This is a genomic window from Streptosporangium sp. NPDC050855, assembly GCF_044456585.1.
Lineage (GTDB): Bacteria > Actinomycetota > Actinomycetes > Streptosporangiales > Streptosporangiaceae > Streptosporangium > Streptosporangium longisporum.
On record NZ_JBITFY010000001.1, the window covers coordinates 515172 to 531625 of the forward strand.

Here is a 16454-nt window from a genome sequence, read left to right on the forward strand (position 1 = left end):
CCAGTCGCGCTCCGGCCCGTTCCCCGGCGTGCCCCGGTACGGCGTTCCCATCGGCCCGTCACCCCCTGCCGGCCGGCGTGTAGACGTCCTTGGCGGCCGAGATCAGGCGCTTGGCGGCCTCCTCGTCCAGACCCAGGTCGATCTCGATCTCGGGCCCGTTCGGCTCGACGATGAGACCGCCCTGGGGGGCGAGCACGATCCGGGAGCCGGCCAGCTCCCCGGGCGGGATCTCGAAGACCGCCACGCCCTCGGTCCACCAGCCCGGCTGGACGAAGGGGTGGACGATGGTCGAGGTCTCCTCCATCCGGTCGGTCGCCTCGTAGCCGCGCCCGCTGTCGGCCAGCAGCACCGGGGCGCCCAGCCGCTGCGGCTCCCGGGTCGCCGTGGCGCCCACCTCCACGATGACGAAGATCCCTTTCGTGGTGACCCGCTTCTGCCCGTCAGGGGGGTCCCCGGAGCCGCCCGGGGGCGCGTTCGCGATGGACCGGGCGGCGTGCACCGCCTTGACCCGGGCGGAGAAGCGGGAGCCGGTGACGTTCTCGCCGACGCTCCCGGTCCAGGTGAGCGGTGCGTCGTGGTCGGAGACGCCCGCGCCGAAGGCGTGCAGTCCCACGGCCGCGACCGCCAGCGCGATCCCGGTGAGCACGGCGCCCGCGGCGCGCCACCGGCCCGGCCGCTCGCCGTCGCGGCCGGGCGTCCCCGGTCCCTCCCGGGACTCCGTTCGCGGTCCCGTCTCCGGGTGGGGGCGGACGGGGGTGCTCACGAGCGCGTTCCCTTCGGCACGACGGGGAGCGTCACCCGGGCGGCGGTCACGGGCTTCAGCCTGTCGCCCTCGCCCTTGGTCACCAGGTGCCAGCCCGGCGTCAGGGTGATCCCCTCCCTGAACTCGTACCTGCCGACGTCGATGGTCAGTTCCCGGGGGGCCTTCTGCCCCTCCGCCAGCTCGTAGGCGACCACGACCCTGGCCGGCAGGGCCGGGTGCAGCTGACCGCCCTCCCCGCCGGGGCCGGACACCGACGGGCCGTACTTCCCGCCGATTCTGGGGGTGATCGCCAGCAGGGACGAGCCGAAGGACGGGCCGCCCGGCCCGCCGCTGTACGGCAGCCCCATGGACGCGGTCTCCTCGCCCTTGTTGACGACCTCGAACTCGATCTCCAGCAGGCGCTTGGCCGGGCCGCCGAACGCGCCGGGCTCGCTCACCGTCCGGGACTCGACGAACCGGGTGGTGAACTGCTCCTGGTCCAGGGTGGCGCCCGGTCCCAGCCGCTTGGGCGGACGGTCCGGAGCGGTCGCCAGGCCGCCGAGGGCGGCGACGATCGCCAGGCAGGAGGCCGCCGTCAGGGCGGCGAGGGGGACCGCGACGGGACGCCGCCGGCGGGTGGACCCCTCGGGGGGATCCTCCGGGGAGGCAGTCATGGGAGACGATGGTAATCGGTGAGTCCGTCCCATCCGCCTCATTTATCCCTTAAGCACGGGTGAACCCGGGGAAAATGCAGCGGATTGGCGGGAACGCTGCCCGAATGGGAGGTCGAACTCTTACGCTGTCTCCGAGGCTTCCGATGAGCCCGATGGCGGAGGTTCCGTGGCGGACGTGCATCCCGAGCATGCGCAGCTCCAGGCGGACCGGATCTACCTGGGCTGGCAGTATGCCTTGTTGCACCCTGATCCGGGTCCGGCCCCCAAGCGACCCTCCCCGCTGGAGAACCCTCCCGAGCCCGTCGATCCCGAGTGGATCCGCAGGGAGCGCCTGAACGAGGACCTGCTGAACCGGCCGGTCAGGATCGTGCGCGCGTTCATGGCGGGGCTGGCCACGCTGATCCTCGTGCTGGGCGTCACCGAGATGCTGAGCTGGTCGTTCGCCGCGGTCGGGGTGATCGCCGCCGGTGGCATCGCGGCGTTCTGCAGCTACGCCGTGCACCAGGGCGACCGGGCGGTCCGCCACCGCATCAGGGAACGCGAGGCGGCCGGGGACCGGCTGCGCGAGGAACGCGACAGGGAGCTCTTCCTCGCCCAGGAGGAGCACGCCGCCCGCTACCGCGAGTGGGCGGAGAAGAAGGAGCGGCACGACCGCCAGCTCACCTGGTACGCGGTGGCCGTGCCCGACGAGATCGACCGGATCGACGTCGCCGGAGGCACCCTGCCCGGCTGGTCGGCGCTGATCACCCTGCTCGGCGCGACCCGCCTCTACAGCGGCGGCCACCTGACCGTGCTCGACCTGTCGGAGGGCGCGGTAGCCAAGGACCTCATCGAGCTGGCGCGCAGGGGCGGCGACGAACCGCTGGTCTGGGTGCTCCCGGTCGACCTGCCCCGGCTCGACCTGGGCGCCACGCTGGCCCCCGAGGCCTTCGCCGACGTCCTCGCCCACGTGGTGAGCGTCAGCGAGGAGCACCGTACGACCAGGGACCTGTCGTTCGACAACGCCATCCTGGAGCGCGTCCTGGAGGTCCTGGGCGAGAGCGCCACGATCAACCAGGTCACCGCGGCGCTGCGCGCCCTGGCCCAGGTCGGCGACCCGCGCGAGGACCTGCGGCTCGGCCTGATCACCGCCACCCAGCTGGAGCGGATCGGCACCCTGTTCGGCCGGGGCGTCAGCGACCGGGTGGTGATCGAGCGGGCGTGGGCCCTGGAGTCACAGCTGCGCAAGCTGGAGACCCTGGGCTCGGAGGCGGTGCGCCTGCCGCCCGCGCGCCTGCGGGTCGTGTCGATGGACCGCCAGGCGGGCGTGTTCGGCAACCGGGTCCTCGGCACCTACGTGGCCACCGCGCTCACCCACATCCTGCGCCAGTCGCCCGCCTCCGAACGGCCCTGGTACCACACGATCATCGTGGCGGGCGCGGACAAGCTCCGCGGCGACGTGCTGGACCGGCTCATGGACGCCTGCGAGACCTCCAGGACCGGCCTGGTGCTCACCTACCGCTCGCTCACCCCGACCGTACGGGAGCGGCTCGGCCGGGGGCACGCGGCCGTGACGTTCATGCGGCTGGGCAACGCCGAGGACGCCCGGATCGCCAGCGAGCACGTCGGCACCGAGCACCGCCTGGAGCTCGCCCAGCTCACCGAGACGATCAGCGCCGCCGGGGCCGGGATGGACGGCGGCTACGTCTCCACGGTCGGCCAGGCCGAGGAGGGCGAGGACGGGCGCGAGACGACACCCGCCGACCTCAAGGAGGACATCACCGAGTCCACCGAGTGGGGCCGCCGCGCGACCAAGGCGATGGGCGAGACCGAGCGGGTGCTCCACCGCTCCAGGGAGTTCCTGGTCGAGCCGCACCAGCTCCAGCAGCTCCCCACCACCTCCGTGATCGTCACCGACGCCACCGCCGAGGGCCGCAGGGTCCGCCTCGCCGACGCCAACCCGGCGATACTGACCTTCCCCAGGACGACGCTGGGCGAGTTCGACGAGATCAGGGACGCCGTGCTGGAGCGGGCGCAGGGCAGGCGGCCCGACCCGCACGAGCCGAACCCGTTCGAGGACGCGCCGCCCAACCTCGGCCCGCCCCCGGCCAGGCTCGACTGGCGCCGCCGCCGATGAGACGACGGCCGGGCCGGTGGGTACGCCAAGGGGGCGTCCGTATGTCGTAATGGGATGGTCAATGCGGAGGTGCGAGCCCCGAGTCAGGTTCGACCGTGGTCACGGGGGTGGCCCACCCCCGATCACGCGTCGGCCGGTACGGCGGAGCGATCCGTGAAGCGTCAACCCTCCGGCCTGGAGCCGGGTCCCCCGGGTGGAGACCAAATGCAGCCAAGTGTGTCCCGTCCGCCCCATGCCCTGACCGGGCCCTGGTACAGAATCCAGGCGATCACGGCGCCCTCGCGCAGTTCCTCGGCCGAGTGGGACTTCGTCACCGTCCTGCCCGCCGTGCTCTCCACGGCCCAGCGCGGCCGGCCCTTCGTGGTCGGCTGGCTCTCGCGGGGATCCGGCGCCCCGCTGGAACTGATCACCAACGCGGGGCCGCTGACCCCGCCGCGCCCGCCCCGCAGGGCCGCCACCGCCGAGCCCGAGCCCGTCCCTGCCGGTCCCGAGCCGCTGCTCTTCCCCGGCGGCGCCCGCGGCGTGCGGATCGGCGACGAGTGGCTCCGCGACCTGTCGGACCTGGCCTGGACCGTCTGCCCCGGGCGGCAGGCCCCGCCGCTGGGCGGTCGGCGCGAACCGGACGCCGACGAGATCAGGCGGCCCACGCTCTTCGAGTCGACGCTGGTCACGCTCATGTCCCGGCCGTTCGCCTGGCTGGTGGTGGCCGAGCAGACCGACCTGCTGGACGCCGAGGTCGCGCACCTGCGCACCCAGCTCAACGTGCTGCGGCAGTACGGCGACGCCTCCGAGCGCTCCCGCTACGACGCCGAGCGGGCCGAGCGGCGCATGCAGGAGCTGGACGCCTTCCGCGAGGCCGGGCTCTGGAACGTCCGGGTGCTGGCCGGGGCCGCCGGGCCGGACGAGCTGCGCCAGATCGCCCCGGTGCTGGTCGGCTCGGCCGAGATGAGCCACCACCCCTACCGCCTGCGCAGCGCGCTGTCCGGTCCCGTCCTGGGGTTCGCCGAGGCACTCGCGACGACGCTGCAGGACCCGGCCGACGGCGCCGCGGCCCCGTTCGCGGCCACCGCCGGGGCGCTGGCCGCCCTCGCCGGGCTGCCGCACCGGGAGGTCCCGGGCGTGCGGGTGCTCGACGCGGGCTTCTTCGACGTGACCAGCGAGGCCGACACCGTGCCCGGCGCGCTGACCGTCGAGCTCGGGTCGATCCTCGACGGCCAGGACCGGCCGGTCGGCTCGTTCAAGGTCCCGCTGGCCACCCTCAACCGGCACGCGTTCGTCACCGGCGCCACCGGTTCCGGCAAGTCCCAGACCGTGCGGCACCTGCTGGAGCAGCTCACCGGCGCGGGCATCCCGTGGCTGGCCATCGAACCGGCCAAGTCCGAGTACGCCGCGATGGGCGGCCGCATCGAGCACCTCGCCCCGGTGACCGTGATCAACCCCTCGGCCCCGGAGAGCGTGCCGTTCAGCGTCAACCCGCTCGCCCCCGAACCCGGCTACCCGGTCCAGGCGCACATCGACATGGTGCGGGCGCTGTTCATGGCGGCCTTCGACGCCGAGGAGCCGTTCCCGCAGATCATGTCGCTGGCCCTGCAGCGGGTGTACGAGGCCAACGGCTGGGACGTGGTGACCGGCTGGGCGGCCCCCGGCGCGGCGGTGCGGCCCGCGGTGCCGACCCTGGAACAGCTCCAGCGGCACGCGATGGACGTGATCAAGGAGATCGGGTACGGCCGGGAGGTCCAGGCCGACGTGGAGGGCTTCATCTCGCTCCGGCTCCGGTCGCTGCGGGTCGGCTCGGCGGGCCGGTTCTTCGAGGGCGGGCACCCGGCCGACATCGGCGACCTGCTCCAGCGCAACGTGGTGCTCGCCATCGAGGACGTCGCCAACGACGAGGACAAGGCGTTCCTGATGGGCACGCTGATCATCCGGATCGTGGAGCACCTGCGGATGCGGGCCAGGAAGGAGCGCAGCAGCGGGCTGCGGCACGTCATCGTGATCGAGGAGGCGCACCGGCTGCTCCGCGACCGGGGCGCCGGGCGGGCCAGCACGCACGCGGTCGAGCTGCTGGCGGGCATGCTGGCCGAGATCCGCGCGTACGGGGAGGGCATCGTGGTCGCCGAGCAGATCCCCACCAAGCTCGTCTCCGACGTGGTGAAGAACACCGCGCTGAAGGTCATCCACCGGTTGCCCGCCGAGGACGACCGGCACCTGGTCGGCGCGGCGACCAACCTGAGCGAGGAGCAGTCGCGCCAGGTCGTCTCGCTCCCGCCGGGGGTCGCCGCGGTCTTCGCCGACGGCATGGACCGGCCGCTGCGCATCCAGGTGCCGCTGGGCGAGGACCGCGAGCGCCCGGTGCCCGGCCACCTGCCGCCGATCTGCGGGCGCCGCTCGGCCGCGTGCGGGCAGGAGTGCCAGGAGGGCCGGGCGTGCACGCTGGTCGAGCTGCGCGAGGCCGACCTGCTCGCCGAGGCGCCGGAGTGGGCCTGGCTGCGGATCTGGACCGACACGCTGGTGCTGGCGTTCTGCACCAACCGCCCGGTGCCGGGGGTGCCGCGCGCGCTGGCCGACCTGTGGTCGGAGCTGCCCGCGCGGCGCCGCGAGTGCCTGCTGGCCACGACGGTGGAACGGAGCGTGGGCCGGCGCGCGTGGTCGCTGCGCACCGTCGGCGACCCGGCCACGCTCACCGAGCAGGTCGCCGCGGTCGCGACCCGGCTGCTCGGCCCCGACCGCGAGCCCGGCGAGCGGCCGGGACCCGCGTGGGTCATCCCGCAGGTGCGGTGGCTGCACGAGGTGGACCGGCTCTTCCCCTACGGCCGGCCCGCGCCCAACCCGCGCGGAGCCGCACCGGTGATGGAGTACGCGCTGTTCAGCCGCGCCTCGGGCGCCTCGGAACTGCTCGGCCACCGGGCCAAGGCATTGCGCCACCACCCCCTGTCCATGGAGGTGGACCGCAACCGGGAACTGGCCTGGCGGGCGATCCTGGGCGACGACGAGCGCGAGGGGGTGGACCGCGACGTCGACACCGTCACGATCGGCATCGACCCGGCCGAGCGGCTCCGGCACGTGGCCCAGACGATGGGGGCCGGCTGGCTGGAGAGCGTGCTGTCCTGGCCGCGCCGGTTCGTCCTGCCGTTCGACGGCGGCTCACCGGAACCGGCCGAGCTCGCCTTCGCCGAACGGTGAGGCGTCCCGTCCGCGGACCCGGGACGGCCCGGGACGGCGCGGAGTGGTCCGGAGTGGTCCGGAGTGGTCCGGGGTGGCCCGGGGTGGCCCGTTCCGCTCCCGTCCGGCCCGATGATCCGTTCCGGGCGGGCGTACGGCGCGCGGCCGGAGGTGGAGGTACCGAAGCAGGGCTAGGATCTGCGGCATGAACGATTCGGCGATCCCGGTCCCCGGGCGGGGCCCGCGGGCCGCGGGGTCGTTCCACGACCGGTCGCCACGCGAGGAGACGGCATGACTCAGCTTCCGCTGCGGGCGCAGCTCGCGACCGCTCTGGGCCGCACGGCCGCCACCCTGTCCCGGGTCACCGGACGCGGGGACGGGTCGGTGATCGGGGGCCGGGTCAGCCTGGTCCTGGAGCCCGACCTGCTGCGCAAACTCGCGCACGACCGCAAGCTCGTGCTGGTCAGCGCGACCAACGGCAAGACCACGACGACGCGCCTCATCACCTCCGCGCTGTCGGAGCTCGGCGACGTCGCCACCAACGCCTTCGGCGCCAACATGCCCGCCGGGCACGTCTCGGCGCTGTCGTCGGCCAAGCACGCCCCGTACGGCGTGCTGGAGGTCGACGAGAAGTACCTGCCCGAGGTGATCGACACGACCGGCGCGGGGGTCATCTGCCTGATGAACCTCAGCCGCGACCAGATGGACCGGGCCGGGGAGATCTGGCTGCTCGCCCAGAAGTGGCGGCGGGCGCTGGCCGGGAGGAACACCCACGTCATCGCCAACGCCGACGACCCGCTGGTGACCTGGGGCGCCTCCACCGCCGCCTCGGTCACCTGGGTGTCGGCGGGGCAGCCGTGGAAGGAGGACTCCTGGTGCTGCCCCGAGTGCGGCGGCCCCCTCGACCGCAAGGGCATGGAGTACGTCCCGCCGGGCGGCGTGGGCAGCGGTGCCCCCTCCGTCGCGGGGGAGAACGACTGGGCCTGCCGCGAGTGCACCTTCCGCCGCCCCGAGCCGTCCTGGGTCCTCGACGACGACGCGGTCGTCGACCCGCGCGGCCGGCGCTGGGTGCTGGACATCCAGCTCCCCGGGCGCGCCAACCGGGCCAACGCGGCGATCGCGCTGGCCACCGCCGAGGCGTTCGGCCTGCCGGTCGAGCGGGCGCTGCCCCGGCTGCGCGAGGTCAGGTCGGTCGCCGGCCGCTACACCACGGTGGAGCGCGACGGCCGGCACGCCCGGCTGCTGCTGGCCAAGAACCCGGCCGGCTGGCTGGAGGCCTTCGACGTGCTCGACCCCTCGCTGCCGGTCGTCCTCTCGGTCAACGCCCAGGGGCCCGACGGCCGCGACACGTCGTGGCTGTGGGACGTCGACTACCGGGTGCTGCGCGGCAGGCCGGTGTTCGTGACCGGCGAACGCCGGCTGGACCTCGCGCTCCGGCTGGACGTCGCCGACGTGCCGTTCCAGCTCGTCGGCTCGTTCGAACAGGCGCTCGGCGCGCAGCCGCCGGGCAAGGTCGACGTCATCGCCAACTACACCGCCTTCCAGCAGATTCGATCGGAGTTCGGTCGTGCAGTCTGACAGCGCCCTGCGCCTCGTCTGGATCTACCCGGACCTGTTGAGCACGTACGGCGACCAGGGCAACGTCCTGGTCCTGGAGCAGCGCGCCCGGCGTCGCGGCATCCCGGTCGAGACCGTGCACGTGCGCTCGGCCGACGCCGTCCCGGAGAGCGGTGACATCTACCTCATCGGCGGCGGCGAGGACCGGCCGCAGATCCTGGCCGCGGAACGGCTCCGCCGCGACGGTGGCCTGCACCGGGCCGTCCAGCGGGGAGCGGCCCTGCTGGCGGTGTGCGCGGGCTACCAGATCATGGGCACCACGTTCGGCGGCGAGGAGGGCCAGCCGGTCGACGGCATCGGCCTGATCGACATCGCCAGCGGCCGGGGCGAGGGCCGGGCGGTCGGGGAGCTGGCCGGGGATGCCGACCCGGTGCTCGGCATCCCGACGCTGACCGGGTTCGAGAACCACATGGGCGTCACCCGGCTGGGACAGGGCGTCCGGCCGCTGGCGCGTACCGCGGTGGGCACGGGCAACGGCGACGGCACCGAGGGCTGCCACATCGGCAAGATCGTCGGCACCTACCTGCACGGCCCCGCGCTGGCCCGCAACCCCGGCCTCGCCGACCTGCTGCTCACCTGGGCGGTGGGCGCCCAGCTTCCGCCGATCGACGACGCCTGGTTCGAGCGGCTCCGCGAGGAGCGCCTGGCCGCGGTACGCCCGGGCTGAGGCGGTGGGCCCGGGGCCGGACCGGACGCGGTCCCGGGCGTCCGGAACGGCCCGTCTCCGGTACGCGTGACCGTATTCACCGCGGACCTGCCGTGGCCGTCCCCGAGGGGGAACCCTCTACGCCCAGGACGAGCCCTGGCCGGTGGCGAAGGTCGCCGCGTGCTCGCGGGCCCAGGTCGTGAAGCTGCGCAACGGGCGACCGAGCAGCCCCTCCGCGATCTTGTGAGTGTCGTCGTCGTGCTCGCTGAACCATCGCAGTGTGGCCAGAAGATGCTCGATGTCGTGGTCTCCCATGCCCATCGAGCCGAGCACCGCAGGCGCCTCCTCCACGCTCACCTCGTCGAGCACGATCGGCAGCCCGGTCGCGTCGCGCAGCGCCTGGACGCGCTCGACGGCGCTGACGGGCCGGCCGGCCACGTGGACCCGACGGCCGTCGAAACGTTCGCCCAGCAGGACGTGTGTGATGACCTCGGCGAGGTCGCTCTCGTGGATCAGCGGCACCTTGGCGTCGGCGTACGGCACGCGGATCGGGCGCCGCTGCGCGATCCGGCTGATCCAGCTTCCCCCTGCCAGGGGGTACGTACCGGTCAGCGTCGCGGCCATCACCGCGGACGGGACGACATGGGCCCACGCCATGCCGGACCGCTCCACCACCACCTCCACCGCCAGCCAATGCCAGTACTCCGGCGGCAGCGTGATCTCGATGTCGGGGCCGTGCGACGACAAGTTCACCACCTTGGCGACACCACGGGATCGGGCGAGCTCAAGGGCGCCGTGGACGGTCGCCGGGTCCGCCCCCGCCAGGAACACCGTGCCGACCCCGTCGAAGACGTCCGGTGTCTCCTCCCACCGCGTGATGCAACCGGGGACGAGTTCCACCTGGCTCGGCCAGTCGCCCGTACCGGGTTCGGCGAGGACTCGGGTGGCGACGTTCCGTTGCAGCAGCTCGGTCACCAGGGCGCGTCCGACGGGCTCGGTCGGCACGGCACCGGGATAGTCGACCAGCGGGGCCACGGTCACCAAGGTGAGCACGCCAAGAACCTCCCATACCCAGAGTGACGGTGTACAACGCCGCCGGTCGCCGGCGGCCTCGGGCCGCGACCACACCCACGACCGCGATGAGCCGGATTCGCCGGTGGGCGCCGTTCAGTAGACGAGGGCCTGGACGCCCTCGCCGAGGACCTCCTCGACGAACGTGGGGGCGCCCGCGATGCGGACCCCCTCGATCACGTCGTCGACCGTGATCTCCCGCCGCGCCGCGCACTGCGTGCAGAGCGTCACCCTGCCACCGGCCAGGACCGCGCCGAGCAGGTCGCCCAGCCCGGCCGCGTGCGGGAGGGAGAACGTCTCCGCCCGCCCGGGGAGGGCGAACCACGACGCCTCGCCGGTCAGCCAGAGTGAGACGGGTACCCCGCTCGCCAACGCCGCCGCGGCCACCGTGAACGCCTGGTTGCAGCGCTCGGGTGCGTCCTCGCCGGCGGTCACCTTGATCACCAGTGATCGTGCCATGTGCGAAGCCTATGCGGGTCCCCCGCGCGGGCGCGAACCGTACCGGGGCGGCTCTAGGCTCGGACCCATGGACGTTCCCGAACTTCATCCCGATCTTGAGCCGATCGCCTTCCTCGTGGGCAGGTGGGAGGGCGCCGGAGTCGGGGGATATCCGACGATCGAGAGCTTCAACTTCGGCCAGGAGATCGTCTTCGGTCACAACGGCAAGCCGTTCCTGACCTACACCAGCCGCACCTGGCTGCTCGACGAGGCGGGCGCCAAGGTCCGCCCGCTGGGCACCGAGACCGGTTTCTGGCGCCAGCTTCCCGGACGCCAGCTGGAGGTGTGCCTGTCCCACCCCACCGGCATCGTGGAGATCTACGTCGGGGAGGTGGTCTTCCACAAGATCGAGCTCCAGACCGACGTGGTGGCCCGTACCGCGACCGCCAAGGAGTACACCGCGGGCCACCGCCTGTACGGCCTGGTCAACGGCAACCTGATGTGGGCCTACGACATGGCGGCGATGGGGCAGCCGCTCCAGTCGCACATCTCGGCCGAGCTCAAGCGGGTGGGCGACTTCGTCCCCGACAGCTGATCCGCGGGAACCGGCCGGGGGCGCCGCCGGGGTCGCGGGCCGGTCCCGGCCACCGGCCGTTCGCGGTCGTCGTCGAGCGCTGCCAGGCGCTGTCAGGCGCGGTCAGATGTTGCCAGGCGCTGCCAGGCGCTGCCAGGCGCTGTCAGGCGCTGTCAGGCGCTTTTCGACCGGGCCGCGGGCCGTCCGGGAGCCGCGTCCCCGGTGCCGGTGTCCCGGGCGGTGACGTCCCCCGCCGCGGTGGTGTCCCGGGCGGTGCCGCCCGTCCCCTCGGCCGCGTCGGTCCCGGGGCGGCGCAGCGTGAGGAGCGCGACCACGAGGGCGGTGAGCAGCAGGGCCGCGGAGACGGTGAAGGCCAGGCGGTAGCCGCCGGTCAGCGCGGCGGCCTGGCCCTGACCGGCGACCAGCAGCTCCCCGGTACGCGAGGCGGCCAGCGTGGACAGCACCGCGACACCGACGGCCATGCCGACCTGCTGGGTGGTGTTGAACAGCCCCGACGTCAGGCCCGCGTCGTCGGCCCGGGCACCGGACATGCCGAGCGAGGTCAGTGCGGGCAGCACCAGCCCGCCACCGGCGATGAGCAGCATCACCGGGAGCAGGTCGGTGACGTAGTCCGCGTTCACCGGGACACGGCTGAGCCAGCCCATCGCCCCGAGCAGCAGCGCCAGGCCCGCCACCAGCACCGTGCGCTCGCCGAAGCGGGTGTTGAGCCGGGCGGAGACGAACAGGGACACGCCGCCGATGGACACCGCCGCGGGCAGCATCGCCAGGCCGGTGTCGAGCGCGCCGTAGCCCAGGACCTTCTGCACGTACAGCGCGAGAAGGATCTGGAAGGCGAACATGGCCGAGAGCGTCAGCATCTGCGCGAGGTTGGCGCCCACGACGTTGCGCGAGCGGAGGATGCGCAGCGGCATCAGCGGGGTCCTGGCGGTGGCCTGGCGGACGAAGAACGCGGCCAGCAGCGCGAGCGACAGCGCGCCGAGGCCGAGGGTGTGCGCCGCGAACCAGCCGTACTGCTCGACCTTGACCACGGTGTAGATGCCGAGCATCAGCCCGGCGGTGACCAGCACGGCGCCGAGCGCGTCGGCTCCGGCGGCGAGCCCGGCCCCGCGGTCGTCCGGCAGCACCCGGATCGCCAGCGCGATCGTGGCCAGCCCGATCGGCAGGTTGATGAAGAAGATCCAGTTCCAGCTGAGCGCGTCGGTGAGCACCCCGCCCAGCACCTGGCCGATCGAGGCTCCGGCGGCACCGGTGAAGCTGAAGACCCCGATCGCCTTGACGCGCTCGCGCGGCTCGGTGAACAGCGTCACCAGGATGCCCAGGACGACCGAGGAGGCCATGGCACTGCCGACGCCCTGCAGGAACCGGGCGCCGATCAGCAGGCCGGGCCCGCCGGCGGCCCCGGCCAGCAGCGACGCGGCGGTGAAGACCGCGTTGCCCGCCAGGAACATGGTCCTGCGGCCGATCAGGTCCCCCAGCCGGCCGGCCAGCAGGAGCAGCCCGCCGAAGGCGATCAGGTAGGCGTTCACCGTCCAGCTGAGCCCGGCGGGTGAGAATCCCAGGTCCCGCTGGATGGCCGGCATCGCCACGGTGACGATGCTGCCGTCCAGGATCGTCATCAGCATCGCGGCCGACAGGACGGCGAGCGCCGTCCAGCGTGACCTGCCGGTGCCGGCCGGGTCCGGCGGGGAGGAAGGGGTGGGTGACATGGTCGTCTCCTGTCCGAGAGGGAACAGGAGAGACCGTAGCAGATAGTTTTGTTGTAGACGATCCCTGTCGGATCTACTTTGTGCTCTGCCGTGCCCTCCGGGCCGCCTGCGGGGCCTCGACCGGGGTGGCCAGGTGTCCTTCCGTCAGCCGCCTCATGGCCCTGACCAGCACCTCGGCCTCGTCGCCCGGCAGCGAGTCCAGGATCGCCCGGTGGACGCCGTCGACGATCTCCTGACTCCGCCGCGCGACCTGGGCGCCCTTCTCGGTGACCACGATGATCCGTGCCCGCCGGTCCGTGCGGGACGGCCGGCGCTCGGCGAGCCCGGCCTTCTCCAGGGCGTCGACGGTGACGACCATCGTGGTCTTGTCCATGTCGCCGAGCTCGGCGAGCTGGATCTGGGTGCGCTCCTCCTGCAGGGCGTGGACCAGCACGCAGTGCATGCGCGGGGTGAGCCCGATGTCGGCGAGCGCCGCCGCCATCCGGGTCCTCAGGACGTGGCCGGTGTGGTCCAGCAGGAACGACAGGTCCGGCTCGGTGCGGGTGACTGCCATGGCGATCATGTGCCTCAGTCTACCAACTGGTTTCCTTGTGGATTATCTACGTCAGGACGCATCTGGGTCGGACGCCTCGCGATCCCGGGAACGACCCGTCGTTAGGCTTCCGGGATGGACACTCCCTTCACCCCCGACGTGGTCGAGGCGATCAGGCGTCACATGAACGACGACCACGCCGACGACGCGCTGCTGATCTGCCGGGCCCTGGGCGGGCGGCCCGAGGCCACCGCCGCGACGACCACCGGCGTCGACGCCGAGGCGATCGAGTTCGCCGCCGTGGTCGACGGGCGGGAGGTCACCGTGCGGGTCCCGTGGGGCACCAGGCTGACCGAGCGCGCGCAGGTCCGCGCCGAGGTGGTGCGGCTCTACCGGGAGGCGTGCGCCGAGCTCGGCGTCCCGGCCCGGGGCGAGCACTGACCGCAGGCCCCCGGGACCCGGGTGTCGGACGAGGGGGGCGGGGTGACCCGGAGATCACGTCCGCCCCGGGAGGGTGCGGCGCCCGGGGACGCCGTCCCGTTCGGCGGGGCCGGACGAGGTCCGGCCCGCGACGTCCCTCAGGAGGCGACCTCGATGCGGGCGGTGAGGCCGTAGTTGAATCCCTTGCCGGGAGTCGACCTGCCCTCGACGGCCTGGGGCTCGCCGCTCGCGATCACCGGGATGCTGAGCAGCAGGTCGTCGCCGATGTGGTCGTCCTCCCAGACCTCGATGGTGAACGAGGCCCCCGGCGTCACGGTCAGCCGGGTGTACGGCCCTGCGGACCTCTGGGTGCTCCCGGAGCACTTGGCGGCGGCACTCGTCCAGGTCCAGCAGTACCCGAGCCTGGTCTCGGCCTCCTCGCCGTTGGTGGGCCACATGTAGTACTTGTCCTGGCCGTCCTTGAGCTCGACGCGGACCTCGTCCTGGCCCTTCTCCTCCAGGTCGAACGCCTCGAGCGAGCCGAGGACCAGGACGAGCTCACCCGCGACGGGCGCGCCGGACTTCAGCCGGACCTTCCGCTCGCCGGGATCGGCCGCGGCCTGGGCGGGTGCGGCGAGGAACGCGGCCAGTGACAGTGCGGCGGCCGTGGTGGCGACTCCGGGCAGGAGCGTGCGCATGTGATCCTCCGTCAGGCGTAGGTGGGCTCAAGGCGGAAGACGAACCGGTAGTGGTAACCGTTGATGTTCGCCTCGTGGGGCTGGTACTGCGTCTCGCTGATCGGCTTCGGCCAGAGCGGCACGTTGATAAGCACGTCGTCGCCGATGTGGTCGTCCTCCATGAGCGCGACCATCAGGAGCCGTCCGTCGGCGGGAAAGGTCGCCGAACCCGAGTTCACCGACCTGGTGTTGGTGCCCTCGGGGCAGGCGTCTCCGGCGACGTGGACGCAGTCGAACCGCGCGACCGACAGGTCGTCGTCGTTGTACGGGAAGACCCGCTTCACCGTCTTGTCCTTCTGGGCGATCACGTAGATCTCGTCGTGCCCGCTCTCCTCCAGCTCGTACGCGACGATGCTGAGCAGGGAGACCCGCACATTGGGGGCGGGCTCGTCGGCGTGGGCGGCGCCGCCCGTGAGCAGTGTCCCCGCGAGCAGCGCGCCGCCGAGCGTCACGCGGGTGGATGACCGGAACATCGTCGTTCTCCGTTCGTCGGTGATCGTGCGCCGCCATCATGGGCCGGGGCTCTTGTGGTCTCCTTGGAACTCACTGCGCCCGGCGTTCCCGCCGTGGGCGGCCGGTGAGAGGTTGATGACGGTCGAGTCACTGCCGAGACTCTGCGTGACGTTCGTGGAAAGCTCCGAGTACCAAAATTTCCTGAAACAGGGAGGTGCGGTGAAGCCACGAGCGCTCGTCCTGGCGCCCATGCGGGGTCCGGAATGGAACCGTCTCAGGGAACTGGTCGACGTCCACTACGACCCGGCCGAGCACCGCCCCCACCGGGCGGACGACCTCGCCCGCCGCCTGGCGGACACCGGCGCGCGCATCCTCGTCACCGAGGCCGACGAGGTGGCCGGCCCGGTCCTGGACCTTCCGCTGCTGGTCGTGGGGTGCGCCCGCGGCGACGCGGAGAACGTGGACCTCGTCACGGCCACCGGCAGGGGCATTCCCGTGGTCTGCGCCCCGGGGCGGGACGCCGACGCGGTCGCCGAGCTCACCCTCGCGCTGATCCTCGCGGTGACCCGCCGGGTGGCGGTCGGCGACCGGGAGATCCGGCAGGGCGCGGTCTCCCGCCTCCGGCACCGCGCCTGGGAGCTCGCCGGCCGGACCGTCGGCCTGATCGGCTACGGGGCGGTCGGCCGCGCGCTGGCGTGGCGGATGAAGGGGCTGGGCATGCGCGTCATGGTGTACGACCCCGAGGCCGAGGAGAACCGGTACGGTCTCGACGTCCTGCTGGCCCAGGCCGACGTGGTCTCGGTGCAGGCCCCGGCGTCGGCGGGCCCGCTGGTCGGCGCGGCGCAGTTCGCCGCCATGAAGACCGGAGCGATCTTCGTCAACACCGCCGACCCGTACCTGTACGACATGAACGCGCTGGTGGGGGCGTTGAAGACGGGGCACCTGGCCGGTGCGGGTCTCGACCGGTTCGCCGGGGAGTGGCTGGAGCCCGGTCATCCGCTCACCGACATGGACAACGTGGTGCTGACCCCGCACGTGGGCGCGTCCACCTACGACACCGAGATCAACCACACCAGGATGATCTGCGAGGACATCGTCAGGGTGCTGGGCGGGGAACGCCCGCTGCACTGCGCCAACCCCGGCTTCCGGGAGTGACCGCGCGTGGGGGACCGTCGTGACGGCGCGGGGCCGCGGAGCGTTCGGCCGGTCGCGCACGGAGCGTTCGGCCGGTCGCCTACGGAGTGTGGGGCCGCCTACGGAAGGAAGGCCGGAAAGGGAAGAACCCCGGGCCACTTCCCCCTGCCGGGCAGGGGGGCCGGTGGACTACAGGCGGGATCGCTCCCGCCCTCCGGCGGCCCGAGGTTCCGGTGATTGTCTTGGATTCGCCGAACGTCGCCAGACGCCCGGACAGAGTCCGGTCGCGGCGTCCTAGCGGACAGCCACCTCGCTAGCCCAACTATGATCAACCATTGTTCGGACCACCTCCTTTCGGCGTGCCTGTACGTTATGAAATCCTGGGCCCGAGGGCAAATGAATATCCACATCGGC

Annotated in this window: 15 protein-coding genes; 7 read left to right on the forward strand and 8 right to left on the reverse strand. The window is 72.8% G+C overall.

From position 1 onward, the window contains the following. Positions 1 to 58: 58 nt before the first annotated feature. Both ACIBCT_RS02445 and ACIBCT_RS02450 read right to left on the reverse strand, forming a co-directional pair. On the reverse strand, positions 59 to 763 hold the full coding sequence (locus ACIBCT_RS02445; RefSeq protein ID WP_399185631.1) for a hypothetical protein: 705 nt from the start codon (positions 761 to 763) through the stop codon (positions 59 to 61). Continuing rightward, positions 760 to 1416 (reverse strand): hypothetical protein, encoded by a 657-nt coding sequence (locus ACIBCT_RS02450; RefSeq protein WP_399185632.1) that lies wholly within the window; start codon positions 1414 to 1416, stop codon positions 760 to 762. Before ACIBCT_RS02450 ends, ACIBCT_RS02445 begins: the two co-directional genes overlap by 4 nt. 166 nt (positions 1417 to 1582) lie before the next feature. Here ACIBCT_RS02450 and ACIBCT_RS02455 point away from each other — a divergent pair, with 166 nt between their 5' ends. The 4 genes from ACIBCT_RS02455 to ACIBCT_RS02470 all read left to right on the forward strand — a co-directional run bounded on the left by ACIBCT_RS02455 (position 1583) and on the right by ACIBCT_RS02470 (position 8975). Continuing rightward, positions 1583 to 3532: a hypothetical protein gene (locus tag ACIBCT_RS02455; RefSeq protein WP_399185633.1), complete on the forward strand. Its 1950-nt coding sequence runs from the start codon at positions 1583 to 1585 to the stop codon at positions 3530 to 3532. A 204-nt stretch (positions 3533 to 3736) separates the two neighbouring features. Beyond that, positions 3737 to 6712, forward strand: coding sequence for an ATP-binding protein (locus ACIBCT_RS02460; protein WP_399185634.1), 2976 nt, complete (start codon positions 3737 to 3739; stop codon positions 6710 to 6712). A 270-nt stretch (positions 6713 to 6982) separates the two neighbouring features. Beyond that, positions 6983 to 8269, forward strand: a complete 1287-nt coding sequence (locus ACIBCT_RS02465) for a MurT ligase domain-containing protein (protein WP_399185635.1) — start codon at positions 6983 to 6985, stop codon at positions 8267 to 8269. Then, entirely contained in the window at positions 8259 to 8975 is a 717-nt protein-coding gene (locus ACIBCT_RS02470; protein ID WP_344890365.1) for a glutamine amidotransferase, read from the forward strand. Before ACIBCT_RS02465 ends, ACIBCT_RS02470 begins: the two co-directional genes overlap by 11 nt. Before the next feature lie 117 nt (positions 8976 to 9092). On the opposite strand, the gene ACIBCT_RS02475 is transcribed toward ACIBCT_RS02470, so the two are convergent. Further along, positions 9093 to 10007, reverse strand: a complete 915-nt coding sequence (locus ACIBCT_RS02475; protein ID WP_399185636.1) for an SDR family oxidoreductase — start codon at positions 10005 to 10007, stop codon at positions 9093 to 9095. Between the two features lie 114 nt (positions 10008 to 10121). Next, complete coding sequence (locus ACIBCT_RS02480) at positions 10122 to 10484, reverse strand: DsrE family protein (protein ID WP_344890362.1); 363 nt, start codon at positions 10482 to 10484, stop codon at positions 10122 to 10124. 67 nt (positions 10485 to 10551) lie between these two features. Between ACIBCT_RS02480 and ACIBCT_RS02485 the strand changes: the two genes are divergently transcribed. After that, on the forward strand, positions 10552 to 11058 hold the full coding sequence (locus ACIBCT_RS02485) for an FABP family protein (RefSeq protein ID WP_344890359.1): 507 nt from the start codon (positions 10552 to 10554) through the stop codon (positions 11056 to 11058). A gap of 152 nt (positions 11059 to 11210) precedes the next feature. Here ACIBCT_RS02485 and ACIBCT_RS02490 read toward each other — a convergent pair whose 3' ends face one another. Further along, positions 11211 to 12764, reverse strand: coding sequence for an MFS transporter (locus ACIBCT_RS02490; protein WP_399185637.1), 1554 nt, complete (start codon positions 12762 to 12764; stop codon positions 11211 to 11213). Positions 12765 to 12837: 73 nt separating this feature from the next. After that, positions 12838 to 13326, reverse strand: coding sequence for a MarR family winged helix-turn-helix transcriptional regulator (locus ACIBCT_RS02495; RefSeq protein ID WP_399185638.1), 489 nt, complete (start codon positions 13324 to 13326; stop codon positions 12838 to 12840). Positions 13327 to 13431: 105 nt separating this feature from the next. Here ACIBCT_RS02495 and ACIBCT_RS02500 point away from each other — a divergent pair, with 105 nt between their 5' ends. Further along, positions 13432 to 13737: a DUF2470 domain-containing protein gene (locus ACIBCT_RS02500; protein WP_399185639.1), complete on the forward strand. Its 306-nt coding sequence runs from the start codon at positions 13432 to 13434 to the stop codon at positions 13735 to 13737. A gap of 137 nt (positions 13738 to 13874) precedes the next feature. On the opposite strand, the gene ACIBCT_RS02505 is transcribed toward ACIBCT_RS02500, so the two are convergent. Then, positions 13875 to 14414 (reverse strand): hypothetical protein, encoded by a 540-nt coding sequence (locus tag ACIBCT_RS02505; protein WP_399185640.1) that lies wholly within the window; start codon positions 14412 to 14414, stop codon positions 13875 to 13877. Between the two features lie 11 nt (positions 14415 to 14425). After that, entirely contained in the window at positions 14426 to 14926 is a 501-nt protein-coding gene (locus ACIBCT_RS02510) for a hypothetical protein (RefSeq protein ID WP_399185641.1), read from the reverse strand. Between the two features lie 199 nt (positions 14927 to 15125). Here ACIBCT_RS02510 and ACIBCT_RS02515 point away from each other — a divergent pair, with 199 nt between their 5' ends. Continuing rightward, positions 15126 to 16061: an NAD(P)-dependent oxidoreductase gene (locus ACIBCT_RS02515; RefSeq protein ID WP_399185642.1), complete on the forward strand. Its 936-nt coding sequence runs from the start codon at positions 15126 to 15128 to the stop codon at positions 16059 to 16061. Positions 16062 to 16454 lie beyond the last annotated feature (393 nt).

What these genes read in the sequence shown, in the direction of transcription:
- ACIBCT_RS02505 (WP_399185640.1), bottom strand. Translation starts at nt 14,414, where the DNA reads ATGCGCACGCTCCTGCCCGGAGTCGCCACCACGGCCGCCGCACTGTCA.
- ACIBCT_RS02480 (WP_344890362.1), bottom strand. Translation starts at nt 10,484, where the DNA reads ATGGCACGATCACTGGTGATCAAGGTGACCGCCGGCGAGGACGCACCC.
- ACIBCT_RS02465 (WP_399185635.1), top strand. Translation starts at nt 6,983, where the DNA reads ATGACTCAGCTTCCGCTGCGGGCGCAGCTCGCGACCGCTCTGGGCCGC.
- ACIBCT_RS02500 (WP_399185639.1), top strand. Translation starts at nt 13,432, where the DNA reads ATGGACACTCCCTTCACCCCCGACGTGGTCGAGGCGATCAGGCGTCAC.
- ACIBCT_RS02450 (WP_399185632.1), bottom strand. Translation starts at nt 1,416, where the DNA reads ATGACTGCCTCCCCGGAGGATCCCCCCGAGGGGTCCACCCGCCGGCGG.
- ACIBCT_RS02510 (WP_399185641.1), bottom strand. Translation starts at nt 14,926, where the DNA reads ATGTTCCGGTCATCCACCCGCGTGACGCTCGGCGGCGCGCTGCTCGCG.
- ACIBCT_RS02485 (WP_344890359.1), top strand. Translation starts at nt 10,552, where the DNA reads ATGGACGTTCCCGAACTTCATCCCGATCTTGAGCCGATCGCCTTCCTC.
- ACIBCT_RS02495 (WP_399185638.1), bottom strand. Translation starts at nt 13,326, where the DNA reads ATGATCGCCATGGCAGTCACCCGCACCGAGCCGGACCTGTCGTTCCTG.
- ACIBCT_RS02460 (WP_399185634.1), top strand. Translation starts at nt 3,737, where the DNA reads ATGCAGCCAAGTGTGTCCCGTCCGCCCCATGCCCTGACCGGGCCCTGG.
- ACIBCT_RS02490 (WP_399185637.1), bottom strand. Translation starts at nt 12,764, where the DNA reads ATGTCACCCACCCCTTCCTCCCCGCCGGACCCGGCCGGCACCGGCAGG.